The sequence below is a fragment of the Rhizobium deserti genome (genome assembly GCF_004358025.1).
In the GTDB taxonomy this organism is placed as follows: domain Bacteria; phylum Pseudomonadota; class Alphaproteobacteria; order Rhizobiales; family Rhizobiaceae; genus Neorhizobium; species Neorhizobium deserti.
The window spans coordinates 121,849-148,108 of the sequence record NZ_SMTL01000008.1 but is presented as its reverse complement, the minus strand read 5'-3'; the positions used below and the strand labels follow the sequence as shown (position 1 = coordinate 148,108).

Genomic DNA, 26,260 nt, shown 5'->3' with positions numbered 1-26,260 from the left:
CATGGCTTCCCGGCAGAAGCGCGTATTGACCATCCCGCCGGGAGCACCCTTTCTGAAAACGGTTGCGGCAGCGCTCTGCAGCGGAGGTCTCAACGACAGTTTCAGCTACGACCCAAGCAATCCGCTTTCGCTGGCGAATGTCACGATATTCGTCCCGACACGCCGCTCGGCGCGCGTGCTGCGATCGGAATTCGTTGATCTTCTCGGCGGTCGCTCAGCCATACTTCCGGTCATCCGTCCGCTTGGCGAAACGGATGATGACAGCGGTTACTTTGATCTCGTGGCACCTGACGAAATAGATCTCGCCACCCCAATCGGCGGAACAGCCCGTCTGCTGGAGTTGGGGCGACTGATTCTTGCCTGGCGCAACCAGCTTCCCAAGATCGTGCTCGACATCCATTCCGACTCGCCGCTTGTGGCGCCGGCAAGCCCTGCGGATGCCATCTGGCTCGCACGCTCGCTTGCGGAACTCATCGACGCTGTGGAGACGGAGGAGCGCGACTGGGCGGACCTTCAGAAACTGGACACCGGAGAGCATGCTCTCTGGTGGCAGTTGACGGCGGAGTTCCTGTCGATCGCAAGTGCCTTCTGGCCAGCTCGCCTGGATGAGCTGCGTCGTTCTTCGCCGGCAAAGCATCAGGCAACCGTACTGCGTGCCGAAGCTCGCCGCATCGCCTCGCGCGACCACAATGGGCCGATAATCGTTGCCGGTTCCACGGGATCCGTGCCGGCCGCGGCGGACCTCATTGCCGCAATTGCCTCGCTGCCGAATGGATCCGTGGTTCTTCCTGGCCTCGATCTTTCCATGCCGGCCGACCAGTGGGCCATGATCGGCGAAGAGGCGTTCGACGGAAAGCTCGAGCCGGCCAGCCGCAGCCATCCACAGTTCGGCTTGTCGCGGCTATTGGAGAAGCTCGGCATCGGGCGCGACGAGGTCGAGCTTCTAGGCGATGTCTCAGACGCCCTCACCATGCGTGCGGACGTGCTTTCCAAGGCCCTCGTGCCGGCCAGGGCGACAGACCAATGGAATGGCTGGCGGGAAAATCATAATCCGGATCGCATTGCCGAGGCGTTCAAAGACGTCGCCCTGCTTGAGGCGTCCAACGAGCGGGAGGAAGCCGTCGCAATCGCCATTGCTCTCAGGCTGGCCCTGGAAAATCCCGGCCGAGACGGAGGAGAAAGCCAAGCGGCCCTCATCACGCCTGATCGGGCCCTCGCCCGACGCGTGACTGCCGAGCTTGCCCGTTTTGGCGTCATCGCCGATGATACGGCCGGATCTCCACTCTCTGCCACGCCTCAGGGGACTTTGACGCAGCTTCTTCTGGAGGCAACCCTCAGACCGGGTGATCCGGTGGCTATTGTCGGCCTTCTCAAGCATCCCCTTCTGAGGCTCGGCCTGCCCCTCTCCGAGCTTCATCCGGCCATTGAGGCGCTGGAACTGCTGGCGCTACGTGGTGGCGTGGGCGACATGGATATTTCCGCACTCGCACCCTTGCTCGAAACTAAAATAGCAAAGCAGCGAGACGACAAGCACGCTCCTCAGTGGCGGCTCGCCCTGCCCAAGGATATTGCGAAAAAGGCACTCGACCTGGCGCATCGGCTTGCCAATGCCGTCGAACCGCTCGCCTCGGCCTTGGTCCGCCGCCGCCCGGATGGACGCGGGCTGACGTCGAGCCTGCCCCTGTCCGACTGGGCGCAGCGAACAGGCCGGGCACTTGAAGCCTTTTGCGTCGACGAGAGACAAGACCTTGCCGCGCTCTGGACGGGCGAAGCCGGCGAAAAGCTGGCCAACCTGCTGTCCGACGTCATCGCCACAGATGGCCAGATGGAGGCGGACGGCCCCCAGTGGATCGATATCGTCATGGCCTTGACCACCGGGGAGGCGGTAAAACCACGTTCCCTCAGCGATCCGCGCGTCTTCATCTTCGGGACGCTGGAAGCGCGGCTGCAGAGCGTCGACACGATGATACTCGGCGGACTGAACGAGGGATCATGGCCGGGCCAGACGATCAACAACCCTTTCCTGTCACGCACGATGAAGACCGATCTGGGCCTCGAGCCGCCGGAACGGCGGATCGGCCAGCTCGCGCATGACTTTGAGATGGCCTGCGGCACGCGGAACCTGATCCTTTCACGGTCCCTGCGGCAAGGATCCACGCCGACCGTTGCCTCACGCTGGCTGCAAAGGCTGCTTGCCCTTGGCGGCAAAGCCTTCGCAGGGTCCCTCAAGGAGCGCGGTAATGTCTACCGTCACTGGGCAGCCGCGATCGATGCGGGGGAAAATCAGCCGCCTGCCAAGCGCCCTGCTCCCAAACCGCCCGCGGACCTGCAGCCGAAGAGCTACTCGTTCAGCGAGGTCGGGCGGCTTCGCCGCGATCCCTATTCCATCTATGCGCGTTGGATCCTGCGACTTGACCCGCTGCACCCCTTCAATCGCGATCCCGGCGCTTCGGAGCGCGGAACGCTCTATCACGCAATCATCGACCGCTATACGCGCGAGGATCACCGGCCGGGTTCGGCTGAAGCCAGGTCCGCGATGCAGCGGATCACGGACGAGCTCTTCGATGCCGAACAGCTGCCTCCGCATATTGATTGGGTCTGGAGGCCGCGATTCGTTGACGTTGCCCGCGCGTTTCTCGACTGGGAGGTAGAACGGGCGCCGGACATCCGACAGACGCTGACCGAAGTGGGTGCCGGTTTCGAGATCGAGAATGCCGGCATCCGGGTGACCGGAATCGCAGACCGTATCGATATCAAGGGATCCGGACGCGCCGACCTGATCGATTACAAGACCGGGCTCAATCCCTCCGTGTCGCAGGCGCGTTCGCTGCTTGACCCTCAACTTGCCCTGGAGGCCGCTGCCCTGAAGGCGGGGGCGTTCCGGAAGGCGGGCGCGATGACGCCGGACAACCTGCTTTACGTGCGGCTGAGGCCGGGCGACCGTTTCCGCGAAGACAAGGTGAACAACGAAGGATCGAGTGCCACCGCCAAGAGGCAACCGAAATCAGCGCTCGAACTGGCCCAGGAATCGGTGGACCAGCTGACGCGCTTCGTCGTGGCGCTGCGGAGCCATGATGCAGGCTTTGCATCGCGCATCGTGCCGATGGCGCAAAGCGATTTCGGCGGAGAATACGATCATCTGGCCCGGGTTGCGGAATGGTCCACGGCGGATGACGAGGAGGCCGAGACCGATGAGTGACGAGCTTCCTCAGGGCGACGATCCGGTTAAATGGATCGACTGGACGACGATTCAGCAGTCTCTGGCCTCGGATCCCGCCAGCTCCGCATGGGTTTCGGCCAATGCCGGGTCCGGCAAAACGCATGTGCTGACCCAGCGTGTCATCCGCTTGCTGCTTTCCGGCTCCCGGCCGTCGGCGGTCCTTTGTCTTACCTATACCAAGGCTGCAGCCTCTGAAATGTCCAACCGGGTCTTTCAGAGGCTTGCCGAATGGACTGTAATTTCGGACGCAGAATTGCGTCAGAAGATCGCCGAGGTAGAAGGTGCTGAGCCGGATTCACTCAAGCTGGCCGAGGCACGGCGGCTGTTTGCAAAGGCGCTGGAAACGCCGGGCGGCCTGAAGATCCAGACGATCCACGCCTTCTGCGAGGCGCTGCTCCACCAGTTTCCGCTGGAGGCCAATGTCGCGGGGCATTTCGCGGTGCTCGATGACCGTGCAGCTTCCGCACTGCTGGCCGAAGCGCGACGGTCCCTTCTTACCGCCACATCCGCGGAAGAAGACGCCGAGCTCGCCGAGGCCTTTGCCCATGTCCTTGATCTCGGAGACGAGTTCGGGCTCGAAACGCTGCTGAGCGAGATCATTGCCAATCGCACCGCCATTCGCCGGTTTGTCGCCAGAGCGGAACGAGCGGGCGGGATTGCGACCGAGCTGAAGCTCAAGCTTGGCCTTGCGCCTGCCGACACGGAAGAAAGCATCGCCGCCGGCTATTGGCCGCTTCCCGACCTCGTTGGCCTGACGCTCGATCTTTACCTGACGCTCGGCGATCAGAAAGGCGGCTCGAAGGTCTTGGAAGCCGCTTACGGACTTCGGCAAGTCGCCAAGGAGCCGGATGCCTCCAAGCGGGCACAATATCTCGACCAGATCTTTCTGACGAAGGACGGAAAGCCAAAGGCAGATGTATCACTCATCGCCAAAGCCATGGTGACGAGGGCGCCCGAACTTGCCGATGCGATCGCGACTGCCCGCAGCCATGTTGTCGAACAGCGCGACCGGCTTCGCCTGATGCGCATGTTCGACGCGACGAAAGCGGCGCTGGTACTGGCCCGGAGGCTGAACGAGGACTATGAGGATCTGAAGAAGCAGCGAAGCCTGCTCGACTTCGAGGACCTGATTGCCCGCACGGCCGACCTGCTGACGCGGGACGGCGTGGGCGCCTGGGTGCACTACAAGCTAGACCAGGGCATTGATCACATTCTGGTTGACGAGGCGCAAGACACCAGCCCGATACAGTGGACAGTGATCAATTCCCTGGCTGAAGATTTCTATTCCGGCGCCAGCGCGCGCGATACCCGCCGCACCATGTTCGCAGTCGGTGACGAGAAGCAGTCGATCTATTCTTTTCAGGGTGCCAGGCCGGAGCGGTTTGCAGAGGAACGACGCCAGACCGAGAAGCGGGTGCGAGCAAGCGGTCAAAGCTTCAACCCGGTAAGGCTGCCGCTTTCCTTCCGCTCTACCGCCGACGTTCTGGCCGCCGTCGACGCCGTCTTTTCTCTGGAGGAAAATGCCAAGGGACTGAGTGCCCTTGGAGAACCGGTCCAGCATCGGTCTAACCGCATCGGTCATCCCGGTGAGGTCGATCTTTGGAACGTGGTCGTCCCGGAGATCTCCGAACAGGAGGAGGACTGGACGGCGCCTTTCGATGCCACGCCGGACAAAGCGCCATCGGCCATCCTTGCCGGCCGTATCGCCAACCGGATCGGCGAGATGATCGGGCGGGAAACCGTCATGGAAAAGGGTATTGAACGGCCGATAGAAGCCGGCGACGTTCTCGTCCTGGTGAGGAAGCGCGACGCCTTCGTCAACGCCTTGACCAGGGCGCTGAAGCGGAAGAACAACATTCCCGTCGCCGGTGCCGATCGCTTGCGGCTGACAAGCCATATCGCAATCCAGGATCTCTTGGCGCTAGGGCGTTTCCTGCTCTTGCCGCATGACGATCTTTCCCTGGCTGCGCTGCTGAAAAGTCCGCTCTTCAACCTTTCCGAGGAAGACGTGTTTGAGGTGGCCGCGCTACGCCCGGAGAGAACAAGTGCCTGGCTCAACCTCAACCACCTGGCTGAGCAGCAGCCGCTGCGCTTTCGGGAAACGGCCGACAAGCTCCATCATCTCCTGGCGCTGGCTCGCAAGTTCAGTCCCCACGACCTGTTTGCACGCATTCTTGGAGCGCAAGGCGGCCGCCGAAAATTCCTCGGCCGCCTCGGGACGGAAGCAGGCGACATCCTCGACGAATTCCTGACCTTCGCGCTGGACCACGAGACGAGCGGCCTGCCGGGCCTGCAGGCCTTCATCTCGATGCTCGAGCTCGAATCGCCGGAGGTCAAGCGCGAACAGGATGCAGGCCGCAATGAAGTCCGCATCATGACCGTGCATGCCTCGAAGGGTTTGGAAGCCCCGATCGTGTTTCTGGTCGACAGCGGCTCCAAAGCCTTTATCTCTTCGCATGTGCCGAGATTCCGGCTCTTGAGGATCGGCGATGAGGAAGTGCCTGCCTGGGTGCCGGGAAAGACTTTGGCAAATTCGCTGACTGTGGCCGATGACGAAAGAATTAAAGCAGCAACCGAAGAGGAATATCGACGATTGCTTTATGTCGGCATGACACGTGCCGCCGACCGGCTGGTCGTTTGCGGTTATCGCGGCAAAATCGACAATCCCAACACCTGGCAATCGATGATATCGACAGCATTGTCGAACCACGAATATCATTGCAGCCCTGCTGAGTTTTCTGGTCCTGATGGGGTATGGGATGGCTTCAGGTGGCGGTTGCCGTCTGCTCCAGGGAAAGCACGAAGCATCGAGCAAAAAAACGTAGCGCAAGCGGAACGGCCAGCCCTTCCGGCGGCTCTTTCCCGCGCGCTACCAGCCCAAAAGCTGCTTCCAAGGCCGCTCAGCCCATCCGGTGCCGGCATCATGATCGAGGACGAGGCCGACGATCTCCTCGTGAGCTCGCCGCTGTTCGGAAAAAAGGAGCCTTCCGGGCTTGCTCTTCAGAAAGGTCGGCTCGTGCACCGCATGCTGCAGATGCTGACCGAATTTGCGGAGCATGAGCGTGGGGAGGCAGCTAGCCGTTATGCGGAACGGGCTGCGAGATACTGGCCTCAGGAAGAGCGCGGCAAACTGGTCCGCGATGTCATGTCCGTCCTGTCCCACCCGCAAGTGCTGCCGATCTTCTCGGAACGCAGCCAGGCAGAAGTTTCGATCATGGGTACGCTGACGCTGGAGGGGCGCGATTATGCCATATCCGGCCGCGTCGACCGGCTGGTGGCGATGGAGAATCGCGTCATCATACTCGATTACAAGACAAATCGCCTGCCACCCAAACGGGCCGAAGATGTGCCCCTTGCTCATCGCGCCCAGCTCGCCATCTACCGCGAGATTCTCAAGCCGCTCTATGCTGGCAAGCTGTTGGAATGCGTCCTCGTTTATACCGAGAGCGCCGAAATCATAAGCCTCCCTACGGAGCTCTTGTCGCGCTCGCTTGCCGAACTTAAAACAAAGTGAGATGGCGGCCATTGAAATTGACGGGGCACAGGCTCACATTTGCAGCAACACAGAATCGCGAAGGAGAGCCCTATGGCTACCGTGAAAGTCGATATCAACAATTTCCAGGACGAAGTGCTGAATTCCGCAGAACCGGTCGTCGTGGACTTTTGGGCTGAATGGTGCGGCCCTTGTAAGATGATCGCACCAAGCCTGGAAGAAATCTCCACCGAGATGGCCGGCAAGGTCAAGGTCGCGAAGCTGAATATCGATGAGAACCCCGAGCTGGCCGCGCAGTTTGGTGTACGCTCGATCCCGACCCTTGCGATCTTCAAGGGTGGCGAAGTGGCTGACATCTCCGTCGGCGCCAAGCCCAAGACGGCTCTGGCCGCCTGGATTTCCAGCGCAGCCTGATCAGCCTCAAACTTTCAAATAAAAGCTTGGCTGCATGCGCAGCCGGGCTTTTATTTTACCTGTCCGACGGGATCAGGTCGGCGGGGTGCCATTATCCGCGAGGACATTACCAGCGAAATAGAGTGACCCGCCGATCAGAATGCGGGGTGGCGGGGCATCGGGCAACTGCCGGGAAGCGATCTCCTGCAGGGCCTCGATGGCCGAGCCTGAGGGCTCGGCGACCAAGCCAGCATCGAAGGCGGCATGCGCCAAGACAACGGGATCCAGCCCCGCCTCGCTGTTGCGGATGCCGACGGTAAAGACATGTTCGGCAATGTCTGCGAAGGCGCGAAAATATCCGACAGGGTCCTTCGTGTTGATCATCCCGGCAATAATGTAAAGGGGCCGTGGCTGACGCTCCTCGAAAGCGGCCATCGCTTCCGCGATAACCTCGCCCGCGCCGGGATTATGCCCACCATCCAGCCAGATTTCAGCGCCAGCCGGAGCGTAGGCCAGGAGCTTTCCATCGTTCAGCTTCTGCAGGCGTGCCGGCCATTCTACAGTCGCCATGGCTTTGTCCATCATGGCTTCCGTAACATCGAAACCAGCGGCCTTGACGGCACGGATTGCGGCCGCTGCATTGGCATATTGGTGGCGGCCGGGAAGACGCGGCAGGGCAAGATCCGCCAGACCGAATTCATCTTGATAGATCAGCCGGCCGAACTCTTCATGAGCCGAAAAGTCTTGTCCGTAGAGGGTGGTCGGGCAGCGAAGCCGCTCAGCGGTGTCGACGAGAACCTCACGCGCCGCCTCAAATTCCTGGTGACCGATGACGACAGGTCGACCACGTTTCATGATGCCGGCCTTCTCGGCAGCGATCAGTTCTACCCGGTCTCCCAGATAGGCCTGGTGGTCGAGAGAGATCGGCATGATGACGGAAACGGCGGGATCAGAAATGACGTTAGTGGCGTCGAACCGGCCGCCAAGGCCCACTTCCAGAACGACGACATCGGCCGGCTGCTCCGAAAAGAGCAGGAAGGTCGCGACTGTCAGGATCTCGAAGACGGTGATCTGCTGCCCATCGTTTGCAGCGGCAATCCGACGAAGAGTATCCGCAAGCATGGCGTCGTCGACAAGACGACCGCGCCCACCCTTGACGCCGATCCGGTACCGCTCGTGCCAATTCACAAGGTGCGGCGAGGTGTGGACGTGAGTGGCATGACCGCCTGCTTCGAGCAGCGCACGGCAGAAGGCGGTCGCAGATCCTTTGCCATTCGTTCCGGCGATGTGAATGACCGGCGGCAGCTTCTGGTGCGGGTTGCCAAGCACCTCGAGAAGCCGCGTAATTCTCTGCAGCGAAAGGTCAAACCCTTTCGGATGGAGAGCCATCAGCCTCTCGATCTCACGTTCAGACTCACTGACAACGGGCTCGTTCATTGTAGACATCCCGCCGCTCCGGATCTTGTGTTCAGTGGATCAAGCGCTGATTGCGACGGGCGCAGGAAGCGCCTGCTGGCCTGGTTGCTTGGTGAGCATCCGCAACAGCTTTGCCAGCATCGCCGGCAAATCATGTCTCTTCACGACCATGTCAACCATGCCATGCTCCAGGAGGTATTCGGCCGTCTGGAACCCTTGCGGAAGCTTTTCGCGCAGGGTCTGCTCGATCACCCGCTTGCCCGCAAAACCGATCTCCGCGCCCGGCTCAGCGATATGAACGTCGCCCAACATGGCGTAGGAAGCCGTTACACCGCCCGTCGTGGGATTGGTTAGCACGACGATGTAAGGCAGGCCGGCTTCCTTCAGCATGTTGACGGCAACGGTGGTGCGCGGCAACTGCATTAGGGAAAGAATGCCTTCCTGCATGCGTGCGCCACCCGAGGCCGGGAAGATAACCAGCGGGCATTTTTCGGAAACGGCACGTTCGCAGGCTTTGACGATGGCTTCGCCTGCGGCCATTCCAAGCGAGCCGCCGATGAAGTTGAACTCGTGGACCACGGCAACGAGCTTGACGCCCTGCACATGTCCCAGGCCTGCAACGATCGTGTCTTCCTGTTCAGTCTTGATGCGGCTGTCCTTCAAGCGATCGGCGTACCGTTTGGAATCGCGAAACTTCAGCGGGTCCTGCGCGACCTTGGGCTGCGGCAGCGATTCATAAGCGCCGTCATCGAACAGGTCAGCCAGGCGGGCCTTGGCCGGCATTTTCATATGAAAACCGGAAGCAGGTATGACCCACTTGTTTTCCTCAAGGTCCTTGTGGAAAACCATCTCACCTGTTTCAGGGCACTTGATCCAGAGGTTTTCCGGTACTTCGCGGCGGCCAAGCATGGAGTTGATCCGCGGGCGGACGTAATTGGTGATCCAGTTCACTTGGGTACTCCCGATTCAACTTGTCCCAATGTGGGGAAACTATTCGGCGGCAACAAGGCGGGATGCATGCACGCCATCTGCAATGCTGCGGACCAGCCGCACAACGGATGCGACCGTGTCAGGACCAGCCGCGCCTTCCGCGGTGAGGCTGGCAGCAATTTCGGCCACAATGGCAGAACCGACGACCACGCCGTCGGCCGCGGCACCAATCGCTCTCGCATGTTCGGCAGTCTTCACCCCGAAGCCGACACAGATGGGCAGGTCCGTGTGTGCCTTGATGCGACCGACGGCGCCTGAGATCAAAGATGGATCGGGTAGCGCCGAACCGGTAATCCCGTTCATCGATACATAGTAGACAAAGCCCGACGTATTCCTGAGCACGGTCTTCAGGCGCTTTTCGTCCGTTGTCGGCGTCGCCAGGCGGATGAAATTGACGCCCTTTGCTAGTGCCGGGATGCACAGTTCGTCATCCATCTCGGGCGGCAGGTCGACGACGATCAGGCCGTCTATGCCGGCAGCGAGAGCGTCATCAAGAAATTTTTCAACGCCATAGACGTAGATGGGATTGTAATAGCCCATCAGGACGATCGGCGTCCGGTTGTCGATTTCGCGAAAGCGTCGCGCAAGATCAAGCGTCCTTGCGAGCGTCTGTCCGTGCTTCAACGCGCGCTGGCCAGCCAGCTGAATCGCCGGGCCATCTGCCATCGGATCCGAAAACGGCATGCCGAGCTCAATAACGTCGGCACCTGCCGCAGGCAGAGCCTTCATGATTTCTAGCGATGTCTCGAAATCCGGATCGCCGCCCATGAAGTAAGTGACGAAGGCAGGCCGCCCTTCCGCTTTCAATGCAGCGAAGCGTTCATTCATGCGCGCAGTCATGTCACATTTCCATTCCGAGAATCTTGCCGACAGTGAAGATGTCCTTATCGCCGCGGCCCGACAGGTTCATCAGGATGATCTCGTCCTTGCCCATCTGAGGCGCGCGCTTGATCACCTCGGCAATGGCGTGGCTCGGCTCCAGCGCTGGAATAATACCTTCCAAGCGGGTCAGCAACTGAAAGGCATCAAGCGCCTCCTGATCCATAATGGGGACATATTCGACGCGGCCGATATTGTGAAGCCAGCTGTGCTCGGGACCAATACCAGGATAATCCAATCCCGCGGATATGGAATGACCTTCCAGGATCTGCCCGTCCTGGTCCTGCAGGAGATAGGTCCGGTTGCCATGCAGGACGCCAGGCGTGCCCGCAGTGATGGAGGCACAGTGCTCTACGCCGCCAAGCCCGCGACCACCAGCCTCGACGCCGACGATGCGAACGCTTTCGTCATCCAAGAAAGGATGGAAGATGCCGATGGCATTGGAGCCGCCACCAACCGCAGCGATAACGAGATCTGGCAGCCGGCCTTCCGCTTCCAGAACCTGCTCCTTCGCTTCCGTGCCTATAACCGATTGGAAATCGCGCACCATTTCTGGATAGGGATGCGGACCAGCGGCAGTGCCGATCAGGTAATAGGTGTCATCAACATTGGTGACCCAGTCGCGGAGCGCCTCGTTCATGGCATCTTTCAATGTGCCGTTACCGGCCGTCACCGGCTTCACTTCCGCACCGAGGAGCTTCATTCTGAAGACATTGGGCGCCTGGCGCTCGACGTCAGTTGCACCCATGTAAACGACACAGGGGAAGCCGAAACGGGCTGCAACGGTGGCCGATGCCACACCATGCTGACCGGCACCGGTTTCCGCGATGATGCGCGTCTTGCCCATGCGCTTGGCGAGCAGGATCTGGCCGATGCAGTTATTGATCTTGTGGGAGCCGGTGTGATTGAGCTCCTCGCGCTTGAAATAAATCTTTGCTCCACCGAGATGCTCGGTCAGACGTTCAGCGAAATAGAGCGGGCTGGGGCGGCCGATGTAATGGGTGCCGAGATCCGCCAGTTCTCTCTGGAATGCGGGATCGTTCTTTGCTTTTTCCCATTCGCCTTGAAGATCGAGGATCAAAGGCATCAGGGTTTCGGCAACGAAGCGGCCGCCGAAAATGCCGAAGCGGCCGTCCTCATCAGGACCGGAGCGAAACGAATTGAGCTTGGGCGTCTGGTTCATTTTCTACTCCTCACGCGCTTCTTCGTTCCGCTTGTGCGACAGCGTCGAAAAACGCATCCATCATTCCAAGGTCTTTTGTGCCCGGAGCGCTTTCCACGCCGGATGAAATATCAACGCCCGTGGCGCTCGTCGATGCGAGCGCAACAGCGACATTGTCTTTGTTCAACCCCCCGGAAAGCATGTAATCGAGCTTGCCGTCAAGCGATGCCATAAGGCCCCAGTCAAAGGAGACGCCGTTGCCGCCGGGAAGTTCCGAACCTGCAGGCGCCTTGGCATCGAACAGGAACCGGTCTGCAACTCCTATAAAAGCATCGACACGATCAAGGTCGGACGCGATCCTGACCGAAAATACCTTCATCACGGGCAAGCCGTAAAGCGCCTTGATATGCAGGATGCGTTCCGGGCTTTCGTTGCCGTGCAACTGAAGGATGTCGGGCCGCAGCAGGGAAACAATGTCGTCAAGCTCCTCGTCATCGGCATCAACGGTAACCGCGACGATCTTGACCTTGCCGCGAACATGATCGGCCAGCTCTCCCGCAAGGGCCGGATCTATGTTGCGAGGACTTTTGGGAAAGAAGATGAAACCAATGTGAGTGGCTCCGCGCGCTACGGCACGATCAACAGCCTCGGGCGTCTTCAGCCCACAGATCTTGATATCCGGTTTCATGGCTGCGGATTGGCACGAAATTCTGTCGGAGTCGAGGCAAATCGCAAGCCTGTCTCGTTCGGCTGCGGTTCAATCAAAATCAATCGCGTGGAGTTGGGAGCCATGCTGCTTCAGCCACTTGCGAGCCTCCTCCATGCGCGGGCAGAGCTGCTTGCACAAAGCCCAGAATTTCGGGCCATGGTTCATCTCCTGCAAATGTGCCACTTCATGCGCGGCCAAGTAATCGATGACCAGCGGCGGCGCCATGACAATGCGCCAGGAGAAGCTCAGGTTTCCATCCCATGAACAGGAGCCCCAGCGACTGCGCGTGTCTTTCATGGTGATGGAGGCGACCGGCTTGCGGATGGCTGCCGCATGGCGTGCCACCAGAACCTCCAGATCCTTACGGGCTTCCTTCTTGAGGAAAGCCGATAGCCTGCGACCGATATGGTCTTCCAGACCGCTCACCTTCAGAACCGGCTGACCATCCACATCGACGGCTTCCGTAATGCCTCGCAAACTTCCTGTATGCTCGATCCGGTGCAGAACGCCGCGCACAGGAATGCTGCCTTCCGGACGCACGGGATTATCGGTCGAGAATTTCGCCAGCTTGGTGAGCAGCCAGCTCTGGTGGCGTTCCAGAAAATCATCGACCTCATTTTCTCGCAGCCCGACGGGTATCGTCAGGTTGAGAGCCCGCCCTCCCGGTTCGATCCTGAGGGTAATGCGAGTGGCGCGCCGGTTTTCCTTCACGGTCAGCGGGACGCTACGTTTACCAACGGCCAGAACACGTTTCACCGTCTCGAGTGGTCTCGGACCAGATCGTATGGGCTTTTTCAGGAGCGCGAACATGCCTACCTTCTAACCGATTCCCTTCCATAAAAAAGGCCGGCGCTCCAGCGCCGGCCTTTCCGGTTTCACGTGAATCCTCAAAGGTCCACAACGCCATTCTGGCCAGAGGATCGATTGTTGCGTTCACGCATAAAGCGATCGAATTCCTCCTGGTCCTTGGCGCGGCGAAGCTCGCGGACATAGTTGTCGAATTGCTCGCGCATCTCATCCAGCTTGTGGCGCTCTTCCTCAAGGCGATTCAACTCGGCCACGCGCCAGTCGTCGAAGGCAACGTTACCTGTCGAGAACTGCGTGTTGTAACCGCGGCCGGCGCGGCGCAAACCGGCAAACACGCGATCGGCGCCGGCATTGGCATTACGCTTGAAGCCGCGCAGCCTCTCTCCAAAGATAATATAGGCAAGCACTGCGAGGCCCAAAGGCCAGAAGACGACGAAGCCGAGAACCATCAGAGCGATGGTGGCCGGCGTCCATTCAGGACGGATCAGTGCAGATTGGTTCATGGTCACACCCTCGTTTGCGGGTGGCTCATGCCAGCCCGTCCGAATCGATTTGGTGAGGCCGAAGACCGCCTTCAAGAAGAGCCGGCGCTGAAATAAAGAAGATTCTGATATCTATAGGAGAATTCGAAGAGCCGTTAGCTCCCCTTGCCTTTCGAGACCCCTGACCTTCCTTTGGCTTTTGGTGCTGGCGGATTCCCGTGCTTACGGGTGAAGTCTACGATGCGGGGCACAATGTCGCGGCGGAAGCGGGAGCCGTTGAAAACCCCATAATGGCCTACCTCGGGCTGCACGTAGTGCATGCGCATGTCGTCAGGTATATTGGAGCATATGGTCTGCGCCGCTTTGGTTTGTCCCAGGCCAGAAATATCGTCATTCTCGCCTTCGACCGTAAGCAGCGCGACGTTGCGGATCGCGGATGTTTCGATGAGATTTTGCCTGTGAAGCATTTCTCCCTTGGGGAGGGAGTGCTTGATAAAGACGGTGTCCACCGTCTGAAGATAGAATTCTTCGGTCAGGTCCATCACCGCTAGATATTCATCATAGAATTCCCGATGTTTTTCGGCCGACTCCCCGTCATTGCGGACCAGGTGATCGAAGAACTCCTTGTGTGCCGTGACGTGCCTGTCGAGGTTCATCGACATGAAGCCCGAAAGCTGCAGGAAGCCTGGATAAACGCGGCGCATGAAACCCGGCTGCGGCCACGGCACCGTCATGATGACATTGTCCTTGAACCACTCGATCGTGTGTTCTTCAGCCAGCTTGTTAACAGCCGTCGGGTTGATGCGAGTGTCGATCGGTCCGCCCATCAATGTCATCGAGGCCGGTACCATAGGATCGTTCCGCGCTTCCATGACTGCAACGGCGGCAAGCACCGGAACGGAAGGTTGACACACACCCATCACATGGGTGCGAGGCCCGAGCACGTGAAGCATCTCGACCACATAGTCGATGTAGTCATCGAGATCGAAGCTCCCCTCTGTGACCGGCACGGTCCGAGCATCGATCCAGTCCGTGATGTAGATGTCGGCATGCGGCAGGAGCGCCTCGACCGTCCCTCTTAGGAGCGTCGCGTAGTGTCCAGACATCGGCGCAACGATCAGGATCTTCTGATCATCAGCATGTTCCTGAGGCAGTTCCCTTCGAAAATGCAGGAGATTGCAAAAGGGCTTTGCCCAAACAATCTCTTCAGTCACCGCAACCGAAAGACCATCAACTTCCGTCTTTGCCAGTCCGAATGCCGGCTTGCCGTAACGCCGAGTCATGCGCTCAAAGACTTCCAAGCCCGCGGAAAACATCCGTCCCGCTGCAGTCTCGGATAAAGGGTTAAGCGGGTTGGCGTAGAACAGCCGCATCGCGTCTGCTGCTGCCCGCAACGGGATCATCGCGGCGTGGTTCATCTCGTAGAATTGATAGAACATCAGTGACTACCTCTGCGACCCCAGCGACCCAATGGCCATGAGCGCGTCAAGCCTAAAAACAAGTTAGGCTTGTGCTTCTGCCAGCGGCAGGAAGGTCCGGCAGCAATCCGGATCGCTATAGCCTTAACTCCCCATAGGCTCAAAAGGTTCGCTTCGCAACATCTGCTTATCAGCCCAGGCCTTACAGGCCGGCCCGGACCTGAGCGCTGGAATGGACACGTTTGCCAAGAAGAGACAATCCTCTATGTCTCACGCAGAACAAGTGAAGGAGAGCCCCATGACCATCAGCAACGGCCGCCAGTCCCAATTTCCCATCGAGCCGTTCTTTCTGGATCGCTGGTCTCCCCGTGCCTTTCATCCGGAAATTATGGCACCTGAAACAATGCTGACGATCCTGGATGCGGCCCATTGGGCACCCTCTTCCGGAAACAACCAGCCTTGGCGGTTCATTTACGCACTCAGAGACACTGACAACTGGGATAAGTTTGTCACCCTTCTCAACCCTAGCAACCAGCGATGGGCGCAGAATGCTTCGGCTTTGATCTTCATCATCTCGAAGACCTATCGCCTAAGCAAAGAGGGCGAGCGTCGACCAGCTTATACGCATTCCTTTGACACGGGCGCTGCATGGTTTTCAGTTGCGGCGCAGGCGATGAAACTCGGCTACCATGCCCATGGGATGGAAGGCTTCGATATGGACAAGGCCGTTGATGTACTGAGTATACCGGACGGATATAGAGTGGAGGCTGCGGCAGCAATCGGCAAAATCGCCGAAAGGGAGACCCTTCCTGAAGATCTCCGCGAGCGCGAAAAGCCCAACAGCAGGAAGGCGATTTCCGAGGTGGCCTTCGAGGGCAGGTTTACCGGCGAGTTTAAATCTTAACTTTATGTTTCACGTGAATCATATCCACAGGAAAGATTCACGTGAAACAGGTGCTGCTTAGATATCGAGATTAGCTACGCTAAGGGCGTTATCCTGAATAAATTCTCGACGGGGCTCAACCTCATCACCCATCAGGCGAGAGAAAAGACCGTCTGCGTCGGTCGCGTCATTTACTCTAACCTGCAGCAGCGAGCGAACATTCGGATCCAGCGTCGTTTCCCAAAGCTGCTCGGCATTCATCTCGCCAAGGCCCTTGTAGCGCTGCATGGAAAGACCCTTGCGGCCGGCGGAAAATATGGCATCCAAAAGCGCACGCGGACCGGAAATCTCCTGCTCCCCATCCTTGCGCGAAAGAACGGGCGGAGTGCGGTAGATGTCCTGCAAGCGCTGGGTCATCTGGTCGATATGCCGTGCATCGGAAGAACCGATCAATGCCACGTCCACCGCCGCGACTTCCTTGACCCCGCGTACCATGCGCTCAAATCGTAAACCACCTTCGCTGGTCACATGGCCTGACCATCCGCGTTCAGTCTCTTCCGCGATCATGTCGAGCCGGCGCGCAACTTCATCCGCGGTCTGTCGGGCAACTTCCGGCCGGTCGGTGAGATCGGGGTGTAGAGCGCCGGCAATTGCCGCCTGTTCTATGATCGAGCGGCTATACCGAGAGTGAAGGCCGTCCAGCAGCGATCTGACACGAAGCGCGTCCTGGATCACTTCGCGAAGATCCTGACCGGTGCGGACCTCGCCCGAACCCAGGGTGAGTCTTGCTTCTTCGATCCCCATGCTGATCAGATATTCTTCCAGTGCCTTTTCGTCCTTGAGGTACTGAACTGACTTGCCGCGCGTTACTTTGTAGAGCGGCGGCTGAGCAATATAGATGTGCCCCCGTTCAATCAGGTCCGGCATCTGACGAAAGAAGAAGGTCAAGAGCAGCGTACGAATGTGCGCGCCGTCAACGTCCGCGTCCGTCATGATGATGATCTTGTGGTAGCGTAGCTTGTCGGCATTGAACTCGTCCTTGCCGATCGACGTTCCAAGCGCTGTGATTAATGTTCCGATTTCCTGGCTCGACAGCATCTTGTCGAAGCGGGCGCGTTCCACGTTGAGGATCTTGCCACGCAAAGGCAGGATCGCCTGGCTCTCACGCGAACGCCCTTGCTTCGCAGAGCCCCCGGCCGAGTCACCTTCAACAAGAAACAATTCTGATTTGGCGGGATCCCGCTCGGAGCAATCGGCGAGCTTGCCGGGCAAGGACGCGATATCCAGCACGCCTTTTCGACGCGTCAGTTCACGGGCCTTTCGTGCCGCTTCGCGCGCAACGGCGGCTTCAACCACTTTGCCCACCAGGATCTTTGCTTCACTCGGATGTTCTTCAAACCAAGTGCTTAAGGCCTCGTTGACGAGGCTCTCAACAACCGGCCGAACCTCAGACGAGACAAGCTTGTCCTTGGTCTGGGACGAAAACTTGGGATCCGGCACTTTGACGGAAAGCACAGCAGTCAGGCCTTCGCGGCAGTCTTCACCCTGCAGCGTCACTTTCTCCTTTTTGGTGATGCCAGAGCTATCGGCATAGGAGGTGACCTGGCGCGTCAATGCGCCGCGAAAACCGGCCATATGCGTGCCGCCATCGCGCTGTGGGATGTTGTTGGTGAAGCAGAGCACGTTTTCGTGGTAGCTATCGTTCCACCACATGGCGACTTCGACGGTGATGCCATCTTTTTCGCTCCTGATCGCGACTGGCTTTTCAACGAGCGGCTTTTTGGAACGGTCAAGATAGCGTACGAAGGCTTCGAGACCCCCATCATACAGCATCTCCTCTTCCTTAACGTCTGGCTTCCGTTTGTCCGTTAGCCGGATTCTCACACCGGAATTCAGGAAAGCCAGTTCGCGCAGGCGATGTTCCAAGGTGCCGTAGTCAAACTCTGTCATAGTGAAGGTTTCGGTGCTGGCTAGGAAGGTTACTTCCGTGCCGGAACGGCCCTCGTATTCCCCGATGACCTTCAGCGGACCATCTGCGACGCCGTGGGTAAAGGAGATTTCGTGAAGCTTGCCGTTACGGCGAATGCGCAGCTTCAACCAGACTGACAGGGCATTAACGACGGAGACACCGACGCCGTGCAAGCCGCCTGATACCTTGTAGGAGTTCTGGTCAAACTTGCCACCGGCGTGGAGCTGGGTCATGATGACCTCGGCTGCTGAAACGCCTTCTCCGGTATGGATGTCCGTCGGGATGCCGCGACCGTTGTCGGTCACTGTCACCGAGCCGTCTGCGTTGAGGGTTACGGTGACAAGATCTGCGTGGCCAGCGAGAGCCTCATCGATCGCATTATCGACCACCTCATAAACCATGTGGTGAAGGCCTGAGCCATCGTCGGTGTCGCCGATATACATGCCGGGACGCTTGCGAACGGCATCAAGTCCCTTCAGGACCTTGATCGAGTCCGCACCATATTCGGCACTCGCGCCGTTTTCACTGACGGGTGTATCGGTCATCAGATTTCTTCCAATTCTTTCGAGATGCCGGTCAAGCGAATCACCGGCCATTCCACCTTTGAATATATAGGCAAAACAAGCTGGATTCTAAAGGTTGAGGCTTGTTCATGCGGCATGAAAGCCGTGGATGCAGGATGGAAATCAACCTAACCGTCGGCCTTTTGCAGAAGGCTATCCATTTTGTCTAGCACGTCGGGTGGTAAAGAGCGAATCTGGAGTGCAAGGCGGTTTGCGAAGGCCGTGTATGCTGGCGGTAAACCTGCCGTATCCAGAGTCACTTTCGGGTGCGAAGCTTCTGCCACGCGAAAAAGCTCCTCCGCCTCATCCCAAATGATGTTGAAATAGCCGGCTATCCGCTGAAGCAGTTCAAAGGTCGGGCGCCCGCGTCGGCCATGTTCAAGAGCCGAGAGATAAGCGGGCGTAACACCTATCGCTTCAGCCAACATGCGCTGAGTTACGCGCTTACGACGGCGAAGCTCTCGAAGGGCTCGGCCAAACGGAGTCATGCCTGGCTGCCTCTACCACGTGAAAGGCGGACATACATGGCCCCTTCGCCGCCGTGATGGCGCGCTGCCCCTTCGTAAGAGGAGATCAGAAACCGGAATTCTGTTTTGGAAAACCACAGGGGCACGGCGCGCCGCAAGGCCCCTTCACTGCCCATCGAGCTGCCTTTGCCGGTAATCACCAAAACATGACGAAGCCCGCGCTGATGAGCCCGCAGCAGAAAATCCAGCAGCAGATCATGCGCTTCATCTTGATAAAGCCCATGCAGATCCAGCCTCGCCTCGATCGGCAGCCGCCCTTTTGCCAGTTTTTGCTTTGTCGGCTTTTCCAGAGGATGATGAATCCCCGCCGGCTTTGCGGGTTTTCGATCGCTTCTGCCGGTCACCTGCTCCTGTGCGACAATGACAGGCTTCGGCTTGGCAGTATCCTCGGTGCTAGTTTTGCTTTTTTCTGCTTCCTCGAACTCAAGGATCTCGGCTAAGCGCCCAGGCAAGGCGCGTGCTGATTTCGCCACCTTTCCCCAAAGGATCCGTTCTTCAGGATCGAGTTTTCGACCGCCCTTCATCCGCCATACCTGCCCGCTGCTGCCTTAGGGATCAGAATATAGAAATCGGCATCATGACGCACTGTCCCGGCAAGTTCGCCTGCCTCATATCCGGAGCCTGTGAAGATATCACCCCGCACCGGCCCAACGATGGCTGATCCCGTATCCAGTGCTAGCATGGATCGGGCAAAAGGCCCTCCGCTATCCAGATGTGTGAGCTTCTCAGCATGGATAAAGAAGGGAAAACCGAATGTGTGGATTTGTCGGTCGACAGCGAGCGCGCGACCCGGAATTAGCGGCACTTTGGCCGCCGCTATGGGTCCAAGTGCCGGATCTGACACATCAGCCTCCCGGAAGAATATATAGGACCTGTTATGCCAAAGAACCGCGTCAACGTGCTCCGGGTTGCTGTTCAGCCAGGCGCGGATCGACTGCATCGAGATGTCGGATCGCGCTATTTCGCCACGATCGATGAGGAGCCTGCCGATGGGCGAGAAGGCGTGCCCGGCTTTAGCGGCATAGGTGATGCGCTTTATTTCACCGTCTTGAAAACGTAATCGCGCCGCTCCTTGGACATGCGCAAAGAACACATCAACCTTTGATCTAGCCCAAGCGATCTCCATACCTCGCCCGTCGAGATAGCCGGAGTCGATCTGCTTGCGGTCGGGGTATGGCACGATGGCCTCACCTGACTGCCGCGCAAACACATAATCTGGTGTCATGTCAGGGGGACGGCTTACGTCATCGATGTCGATCAGATCGTCAGGCCGGCGATAAAACGGATAGGCCCAGATTTCATTGGGTCTGGATGACACCTCCACTTCAGGCTCATAGAAGGCTGTGACGAAGCCCCTCCGGCCGTCAGCCTGCGAGATCAGAAACGGTGTGCAGTGCTCTTCGAAAAAGGCACGGACAGAGGAAGCATCCTGAGTAATGTCTCGCGCGAGCTGCAACAGTGCCAGGAGGTCATCTGCCGTCAGCCCTAGGGAACCAGTCCTATAAGGTTTCGCTTTCTGCAGATGATCGAGACACGCTGCCATGCCTCCCAGCAGAGGCGTCGGGTCATCCCCACTCCAACCAGGCAGATCATCAAAATCGACTGCCTGCAGATTGTATCCTGGCCAACCGTCGGTCATTGCTCGGATTCGGTAGCAATAAGCTTCCAGTTTGGATCGCGGGCGCCGATATCCCTTGCAAAGGTCCAGATATCGGTGACTTCTGCGACATTTTCCTGATCGCCATCAACCAAGGTTCCGGCCTTGTCAAAAGTTGCAGAGATCAGCTGGCTGACGATGCGTACCGTCACCTGCGCTTCATTATCCTTCATGACGACCTGGTTGATATCGGCCTTGTTGATCCCCACAAAGGTCGATTTGACCACTTCGCCTTTAGCCTCGCGTTCCGAAATGGCCGCATCGAAGCCTTCATAAACGTCCTTGGACAGGAGGTTCTTGAGAGACTTCCGGTCCCCATCGGCGAAAGCCATGACGATCATTTCATAGGCCATCTTCGCACCGTTCAGGAATTCCTTGGGGCGGAAGTTGGGATCGGCTTTGACTAGCGCCCTTAGAGAAGCGTTGAGAGAGGTATCGGGCCTGGCGATTGAATCGATATCGGCATAACGCTGATCATCATCACCCACGTCCCGGCGGGGCAGGGTTACTACCTTGCTGTCGTCAGCGCCGCCCGGGTTCTTTGCGACGTCGCGCGGGCTGTAGGGGTCAACCGGGGGCTTTTCATTACCGGTGCGCCTGCCAAGCACGCTGCGCAGCTGCAGAAAGATCAGGACCGCGGCGACGAGAAAAAAGAGTGTTATAAAGTCGTTGGAGCCCATCTTAACCTGCAATTGCCGTTTAAATTTTCAGTGCAGCTTCTCATATAGTCTGCAACGGGCCATCTTCAAATAGCGACGCTGCAGACGGTCAGGACAGATAACTATCACGACATAGGCAATATCATGCGCCTCTTTCTTGTGCCTTTGCTCCTTCTTGGATGGCCGCTAGCGGAAATCGCGGGCTTCGTCCTCGTTGGCCGCGCAGTCGGACTGTGGGGCACGTTGGGTCTCGTCATCGGGACTGCCATTCTCGGCGGATTATTGATGAGAAGTCAGGGCATGCATTTGCTCAGGCAGATTTCCCAGGAAAGCCGAGAGGGCCGCATGCCCGGTCGCGCGCTTATCGATGGGGCCATGATTGTCGTGGCCGGCGTTCTCCTGCTCCTGCCTGGCTTCCTTACGGATATCATCGGCATCCTGCTCTTCATCCCTGGCATACGAAGCCTGATCTGGTCGGCCATTGGAAAGCGGATCGTCGTCGTAAGTTCCGGCAAAGGAGGGTTCACTGCTCGACATCGCAGCGCTAAGCCGAGAGCCGAAGCTCTGGGCCCGGTATTCGATCTGGATGAGCAGGAGTTTCAGCGGAGACCCAGTTCACCATCACCTTGGACTCCGCCGGACGAAAAAGACTGCTGAAGCCCGGCCAGCGGCCAGGGTTGTAAGGCCTAAGACGAAATGTTAGAGGGCCTGAACTATTCCAAGGCTCGAGGAATTCTTATGGCAGACGACAACACACAGGCCGCGACTCCTTCGCTCAACATCCTGGCCCAATATACCAAGGACCTTTCCTTCGAGAATCCGGGCGCTCCCCGCTCCTTGCAGGCGCGCGACAAGGCACCGGCCATCAATATCAACGTCAACGTCAACGCAAATCCGTTGTCGGAAACCGATTTTGACGTCATCCTATCCTTGAATGCTGAAGCACGAGACGACGAAAAGGTCGTGTTCGCTGCAGAACTTGTCTACGGCGGCGTCTTCCGGATCACAGGCTTCCCGCAGGAGCATATGCTGCCGCTGCTTTTCATCGAATGCCCGCGCCTGCTTTTCCCCTTTGCCCGTCAGATTATTGCCGACGTGACTCGCAACGGCGGTTTTCCTCCACTGATGATCGACCCGATCGATTTCGCACAGATGTTCACGCAGCGCATGGCCGAAGAGCAAGCCAAGTCCAAGGTTCAGGTTCTCAATAGCTGAACCTGATGCTGAAACAAAAAAGTCCGGTTACGACCGGGCTTTTTTGATCACGGCGCCGGGCCGTATTTCAGCCAAATGGCCTTGTCTTTCAAGGACGCGACCATGGCGGCATGCGCTTCCAGGTCGGCAGGGTTCAGCCGGTTCGGCAGGGGCCGCGGGCGGCCCAGCCTAGTTGTAACGACGACTTCCTCGACCTCGATAGTGGTCCTGTTCTGCTCTGCGCCGACGAGACCCAGAGCCGCCTGGCGGCCACCGGTCATCTCGATGTAAACTTCTGCTAGCAGTTCGGAGTCGAGAAGCGCGCCGTGCTTGGCACGATGACCGTTGTCCACACCATAGCGCCGGCAAAGCGCGTCGAGCGAATTCGGCCCCATCGGGTGTTTCCGGCGAGCCATGGAAAGCGTATCCACCACCCGATCAGGCAGCACCGGCGGAAGACCAATCCGCTCCAGTTCCGCGTTGATGAAGCCCATATCGAATGTCGCGTTGTGAGCGATCCATTTGGCCCCATCAAAGAAGTCCAAGATCTGCTGCACAACCTCGCCGAAGTGCGGTTTGTCTTTCAGGAATTCGTCCGTGATACCGTGCACGGCGAGAGCATCCGGATGAACCTTGCGGTCTCCTGGATTGATGTAGAGATGCAGCGTCCTGCCGGTCGGAAAGTTATTGACGAGCTCGACGCCACCGATTTCGATGATCCGGTCGGAGCGAGTTTCCAAGCCTGTCGTTTCCGTATCGAAGATGATCTCACGCATACTTGTCGCTCATGTTTCCGGATTTTAGGGAAGTGATGATCTGCCTGACCCTTTGCCTTGCCGCGTCGATTCCTGTTCCGGTGTCTATAATGAAATCGGCTTTTTCGCGCTTCTCGCGATCTGGAACCTGTCGGGCAAGAATCATCTCCAACTTGTCTTCGCTCATGCCCGGCCGCGCAAGCACTCTTTGCTTTTGAATCTGTGGATCACAGGAAACGACAACGACCACATCGACGCGCTCCTCCCCCTCAGTTTCGAATAGCAGCGGGATATCGAGGACGACGATCTCGGCTCCGGCTTCCCTGTGATGGTTCAAGAAGTCCGCCTCTCGCTGGCGAACGAGGGGGTGAACAATGGATTCCAGTAAGCGAAGCTTTCCAGGATCAACAGAAAGTTGCCGCGAAAGCTCCTGCCGATCGATTGCGCCGTCTTTGAGCGTTCCTGGAAAAGCTTCGGCGACAGGGCCAACGGCGTCGCCTCGGTAGAGTTCATGAACGACCGCATCAGCGTCGTTGACCGGAATACCTTCCTGTTCGAACATGGCTGCAGTCGTCGATTTCCCCATGCCGATCGATCCGGTCAGACCGATGATGATCATCAATGTTGCTCCATATCCCGGATCACCAGCTCGCGGATCTCCTGATCCGGCTCAGGGCGAAAGCCGAACCACTTTTCGAAACCGGGAACGGCTTGATGCAGCAACATGCCCAAACCATCGGCAGTCCGAAAGCCCTGCTTACGAGCCTGCCTCAGTAAAGGTGTCATCAGCGGGATATAAACAATGTCCGTCACAAGAGCATCTGGTGCTAGCATGGAAAAATCGATATCCGGTGCATCGCTCCCATCCATTCCAACAGACGTGGTGTTCACGAAAAGCCCCGCCTCGGTCATGACCTCCGAAAGAGCCTCAGGGCTGTGGGCGTAGACCTGTGAACCGAAGCGATGCCGTAGTTCCTGCGCTCGCGCCAAGGTCCGGTTGATGACGTGGATCTCACTAAAGCCACGGTCACGAATGGCCTGGATAACGGCGCGGCTCGCACCGCCTGCACCGAAAACGACCGCCCGTTCAGCTTTGTCCCAACCCGGACGCATATAATCGAGATTGGCGGTAAAGCCGTAGCCATCAGTATTTGTCGCATGGAGCAGACCTTCATTCATCCAGAGGGTATTGGCGGCCCCTAGTTCCTGCGCGATCTCATCGGGCTTATCGGACAGTTGATAAGCAAGTTCCTTGTGAGGAATGGTGACATTGCCACCGCGATAGCCTGCTTCATCCTGTTTCAATGAGTGAATGAAAGCCGGGAATTCTTCCGGAGCTACAGCCTCGGCCTTATAGGAGCCGTGAATGTCATGACGCTTCAACCAGTGCCGGTGGATCAGCGGCGAGCGGGAATGCTTGATCGGCCATCCCGTGACAAAAGCATTAACCATATATGTTTCACGTGAATCAGCCATCTATTGCCTCAAGCAATCGAAGCTGTTGCAGAAGCGGCAGCATGGGGAGACCGAGGATAGTAAAGTAATCGCCGTCGATCCTGGAGAAAAGCTGGATCCCCTCCCCCTCCAATTGGTAGGCGCCAACGCTGCCTAAAACCTTATCTCCCACTCTTGCGAGGTAACGGTCCACGAACTGCCCACTCAACTCACGGACGGTCAGATCCGCATATGAAACATGCTCCCAGACAACTTCACCATTGCGGACCAGGGCTACGGCGCTGTTCAGCCTGTGGGTGGCACTGGAGAGTGCGAGCAAGTTTTCCCTCGCTTCCGCTAGGGACCTTGGCTTGTGAAATACCCGAGAGCCCAGAGACATGGTCTGGTCGGAGCCGATGATCAATCGATCCTGGAACCGGCTGCTCACATCGAGCGCCTTCGCCCTGGCAAGTGACAAAGCGACTTGGTCGGGACCAGACACACCCAGTGTGGCCTCGATCTTGCGCTCGTCGATTTTGGCGGGATGGCTTTCGAAGCTGAGGCCGGCATTTTCCATCAGCATTCGGCGGAAGGGGCTTGAAGAGGCGAGCACGAGATATTGCGTCACGATGATCTCCCAATGACAGGCGCCGATTAACGCAGCTTCGGGCGAAGCGCAACGATCGCGGCTGCAGTCTCTTCAATCGATCGGCGGGTGACATCTATGATGGGCCAATTGTGTCTGGCGCAAAGGGCGCGCGCGTATTTGAGCTCTTCATTGATCGTCGCGCGATTGGTGTAAACCTGGCGATCGAAGCCTTGCGACGTGCCCAGTTCACGATTTTCGCGAACCTGACTGATGCGATCGGTGGTCGCAACCAGCCCGACGATCAACGGTGTTTTCACTTGGAAGAGAGCTGCAGGAAGTTCGATCCCTGGAACAATGGGAATATTGGCTGTCTTGATGCCGCGATTGGCAAGATAGATGCTTGTCGGTGTTTTGGACGTTCGGCTGATACCAACCAGAACAATGTCCGCCTCTTCATAGTCTTCCGGCATTTGGCCATCGTCATGATCCATGGCGAAATTCAGAGCTTCGATGCGTTTGAAATAGTCTGCATTGAGCGCGTGCTGAGCACCAACGCGGCGGCGCGACGGGGCACCGAGATAGGCCTGAAACGTGATCATGACCGGTTCAAGTACATTGACGCTTGGAAGCCCCATCTCCCTGCAACGCAGCTCGACCAGCGCGGCAAGGTCATGATCGACAATCGTGTAAAGAACAATTCCGGGTTCCTGATCCACCGCCTCCAGCACAGCCAGCAACTGCTTGCGGTTCCGTACGAGCGGGTAGACGTGTTCAATGGCAAGCGAATGCTGAAATTGCGCTGAGACGGCGCGTGCGGCTGAAATCAGCGTTTCTCCGGTTGAGTCCGAAATCAGGTGCAGATGGAAGAAGGTTTTTCGGTTCTCCACGCTAAACTTAACCCTTTGTTGATAACTGGGGAGAGACGATCGGGTTCTAGGGGGCAGCCCGCCGCAGCTGGGAAAACTGCCGACTTTTCCACAAACGCTCATTCGGGGACACGTTATCAGCGGCGCTGTGGATGACGGGGACAATGCATCCGTTACGGCAGCTTTTGCACAGCC

At 58.2% G+C, this 26,260-nt stretch carries 24 protein-coding genes; 6 read left to right on the top strand and 18 right to left on the bottom strand.

Annotation, left to right across the window (positions count from 1 at the left end):
• Nucleotide 1 precedes the first annotated feature (1 nt).
• The 3 genes from addB (at nt 2) to trxA (ending at nt 7,127) form a co-directional block, all read left to right on the top strand.
• Nucleotides 2–3,199 (top strand): double-strand break repair protein AddB, encoded by a 3,198-nt coding sequence (gene addB, locus E2F50_RS21450; protein ID WP_133318228.1) that lies wholly within the window; start codon nt 2–4, stop codon nt 3,197–3,199.
• Nucleotides 3,192–6,734 (top strand): double-strand break repair helicase AddA, encoded by a 3,543-nt coding sequence (gene addA / locus E2F50_RS21445; RefSeq protein ID WP_133318227.1) that lies wholly within the window; start codon nt 3,192–3,194, stop codon nt 6,732–6,734. The genes addB and addA overlap by 8 nt, the downstream gene beginning before the upstream one ends.
• Nucleotides 6,735–6,806: 72 nt before the next feature.
• Nucleotides 6,807–7,127 carry a thioredoxin gene (gene trxA, locus E2F50_RS21440; RefSeq protein ID WP_133318226.1) on the top strand — a complete coding sequence of 107 codons (321 nt, stop codon included), beginning with the start codon at nt 6,807–6,809 and terminating at the stop codon, nt 7,125–7,127.
• A gap of 72 nt (nt 7,128–7,199) precedes the next feature.
• Here trxA and E2F50_RS21435 read toward each other — a convergent pair whose 3' ends face one another.
• The 8 genes from E2F50_RS21435 to E2F50_RS21400 all read right to left on the bottom strand — a co-directional run bounded on the left by E2F50_RS21435 (nt 7,200) and on the right by E2F50_RS21400 (nt 14,990).
• Nucleotides 7,200–8,543 (bottom strand): bifunctional folylpolyglutamate synthase/dihydrofolate synthase, encoded by a 1,344-nt coding sequence (locus E2F50_RS21435; protein WP_425375413.1) that lies wholly within the window; start codon nt 8,541–8,543, stop codon nt 7,200–7,202.
• Nucleotides 8,544–8,582: 39 nt separating this feature from the next.
• On the bottom strand, nt 8,583–9,473 hold the full coding sequence (gene accD / locus E2F50_RS21430) for an acetyl-CoA carboxylase, carboxyltransferase subunit beta (protein ID WP_133318225.1): 891 nt from the start codon (nt 9,471–9,473) through the stop codon (nt 8,583–8,585).
• 39 nt (nt 9,474–9,512) lie between these two features.
• Nucleotides 9,513–10,352: a tryptophan synthase subunit alpha gene (trpA, locus tag E2F50_RS21425; RefSeq protein ID WP_133318224.1), complete on the bottom strand. Its 840-nt coding sequence runs from the start codon at nt 10,350–10,352 to the stop codon at nt 9,513–9,515.
• A gap of 1 nt (nt 10,353) precedes the next feature.
• On the bottom strand, nt 10,354–11,574 hold the full coding sequence (trpB, locus tag E2F50_RS21420; RefSeq protein ID WP_133318223.1) for a tryptophan synthase subunit beta: 1,221 nt from the start codon (nt 11,572–11,574) through the stop codon (nt 10,354–10,356).
• Between the two features lie 10 nt (nt 11,575–11,584).
• On the bottom strand, nt 11,585–12,241 hold the full coding sequence (locus E2F50_RS21415; RefSeq protein WP_133318222.1) for a phosphoribosylanthranilate isomerase: 657 nt from the start codon (nt 12,239–12,241) through the stop codon (nt 11,585–11,587).
• A 69-nt stretch (nt 12,242–12,310) separates the two neighbouring features.
• A complete protein-coding gene (locus E2F50_RS21410; protein WP_133318221.1) occupies nt 12,311–13,072 on the bottom strand; it encodes a M48 family metallopeptidase in 762 nt (253 codons plus the stop codon).
• A gap of 77 nt (nt 13,073–13,149) precedes the next feature.
• A complete protein-coding gene (locus tag E2F50_RS21405; protein ID WP_133318220.1) occupies nt 13,150–13,572 on the bottom strand; it encodes a DUF2852 domain-containing protein in 423 nt (140 codons plus the stop codon).
• Between the two features lie 134 nt (nt 13,573–13,706).
• Complete coding sequence (locus E2F50_RS21400) at nt 13,707–14,990, bottom strand: polyhydroxyalkanoate depolymerase (protein WP_133318219.1); 1,284 nt, start codon at nt 14,988–14,990, stop codon at nt 13,707–13,709.
• Nucleotides 14,991–15,267: 277 nt separating this feature from the next.
• Between E2F50_RS21400 and E2F50_RS21395 the strand changes: the two genes are divergently transcribed.
• Nucleotides 15,268–15,873: a nitroreductase family protein gene (locus E2F50_RS21395; protein WP_133318218.1), complete on the top strand. Its 606-nt coding sequence runs from the start codon at nt 15,268–15,270 to the stop codon at nt 15,871–15,873.
• 57 nt (nt 15,874–15,930) lie between these two features.
• Here the strand turns inward: E2F50_RS21395 and gyrB are convergent, their stop codons facing one another.
• From gyrB to E2F50_RS21370, 5 genes are all read right to left on the bottom strand, one after another.
• The gene (gene gyrB, locus E2F50_RS21390) at nt 15,931–18,366 is read right to left on the bottom strand and encodes a DNA topoisomerase (ATP-hydrolyzing) subunit B (protein WP_133318217.1); all 2,436 of its coding nucleotides are present in this window, start codon (nt 18,364–18,366) and stop codon (nt 15,931–15,933) included.
• A gap of 146 nt (nt 18,367–18,512) precedes the next feature.
• Entirely contained in the window at nt 18,513–18,872 is a 360-nt protein-coding gene (locus E2F50_RS21385) for a helix-turn-helix domain-containing protein (RefSeq protein WP_133318216.1), read from the bottom strand.
• A complete protein-coding gene (locus E2F50_RS21380; RefSeq protein ID WP_133318215.1) occupies nt 18,869–19,435 on the bottom strand; it encodes a Smr/MutS family protein in 567 nt (188 codons plus the stop codon). The genes E2F50_RS21385 and E2F50_RS21380 overlap by 4 nt, the downstream gene beginning before the upstream one ends.
• Nucleotides 19,432–20,550 carry a murein transglycosylase A gene (mltA, locus tag E2F50_RS21375; protein ID WP_133318214.1) on the bottom strand — a complete coding sequence of 373 codons (1,119 nt, stop codon included), beginning with the start codon at nt 20,548–20,550 and terminating at the stop codon, nt 19,432–19,434. Before mltA ends, E2F50_RS21380 begins: the two co-directional genes overlap by 4 nt.
• On the bottom strand, nt 20,547–21,248 hold the full coding sequence (locus E2F50_RS21370; RefSeq protein ID WP_133318213.1) for a Tim44/TimA family putative adaptor protein: 702 nt from the start codon (nt 21,246–21,248) through the stop codon (nt 20,547–20,549). Before E2F50_RS21370 ends, mltA begins: the two co-directional genes overlap by 4 nt.
• Before the next feature lie 123 nt (nt 21,249–21,371).
• Between E2F50_RS21370 and E2F50_RS21365 the strand changes: the two genes are divergently transcribed.
• Nucleotides 21,372–21,884: an FxsA family protein gene (locus E2F50_RS21365; RefSeq protein WP_133318212.1), complete on the top strand. Its 513-nt coding sequence runs from the start codon at nt 21,372–21,374 to the stop codon at nt 21,882–21,884.
• A gap of 81 nt (nt 21,885–21,965) precedes the next feature.
• Nucleotides 21,966–22,442, top strand: coding sequence for a protein-export chaperone SecB (gene secB, locus E2F50_RS21360; RefSeq protein ID WP_133318211.1), 477 nt, complete (start codon nt 21,966–21,968; stop codon nt 22,440–22,442).
• Between the two features lie 47 nt (nt 22,443–22,489).
• Here secB and dnaQ read toward each other — a convergent pair whose 3' ends face one another.
• The 5 genes from dnaQ to E2F50_RS21335 are packed head-to-tail and all read right to left on the bottom strand — an operon-like array spanning nt 22,490 to nt 26,086.
• Nucleotides 22,490–23,197, bottom strand: a complete 708-nt coding sequence (dnaQ, locus tag E2F50_RS21355; protein ID WP_133318210.1) for a DNA polymerase III subunit epsilon — start codon at nt 23,195–23,197, stop codon at nt 22,490–22,492.
• Nucleotides 23,190–23,795, bottom strand: a complete 606-nt coding sequence (gene coaE / locus E2F50_RS21350; protein ID WP_133318209.1) for a dephospho-CoA kinase — start codon at nt 23,793–23,795, stop codon at nt 23,190–23,192. The genes dnaQ and coaE overlap by 8 nt, the downstream gene beginning before the upstream one ends.
• Nucleotides 23,795–24,652, bottom strand: a complete 858-nt coding sequence (locus tag E2F50_RS21345) for a shikimate dehydrogenase (protein WP_133318208.1) — start codon at nt 24,650–24,652, stop codon at nt 23,795–23,797. The genes coaE and E2F50_RS21345 overlap by 1 nt, the downstream gene beginning before the upstream one ends.
• A complete protein-coding gene (locus E2F50_RS21340) occupies nt 24,645–25,238 on the bottom strand; it encodes a Maf-like protein (RefSeq protein ID WP_133318207.1) in 594 nt (197 codons plus the stop codon). Before E2F50_RS21340 ends, E2F50_RS21345 begins: the two co-directional genes overlap by 8 nt.
• 26 nt (nt 25,239–25,264) lie before the next feature.
• A complete protein-coding gene (locus E2F50_RS21335; protein ID WP_133318264.1) occupies nt 25,265–26,086 on the bottom strand; it encodes a pyruvate, water dikinase regulatory protein in 822 nt (273 codons plus the stop codon).
• Nucleotides 26,087–26,260: the final 174 nt, after the last annotated feature.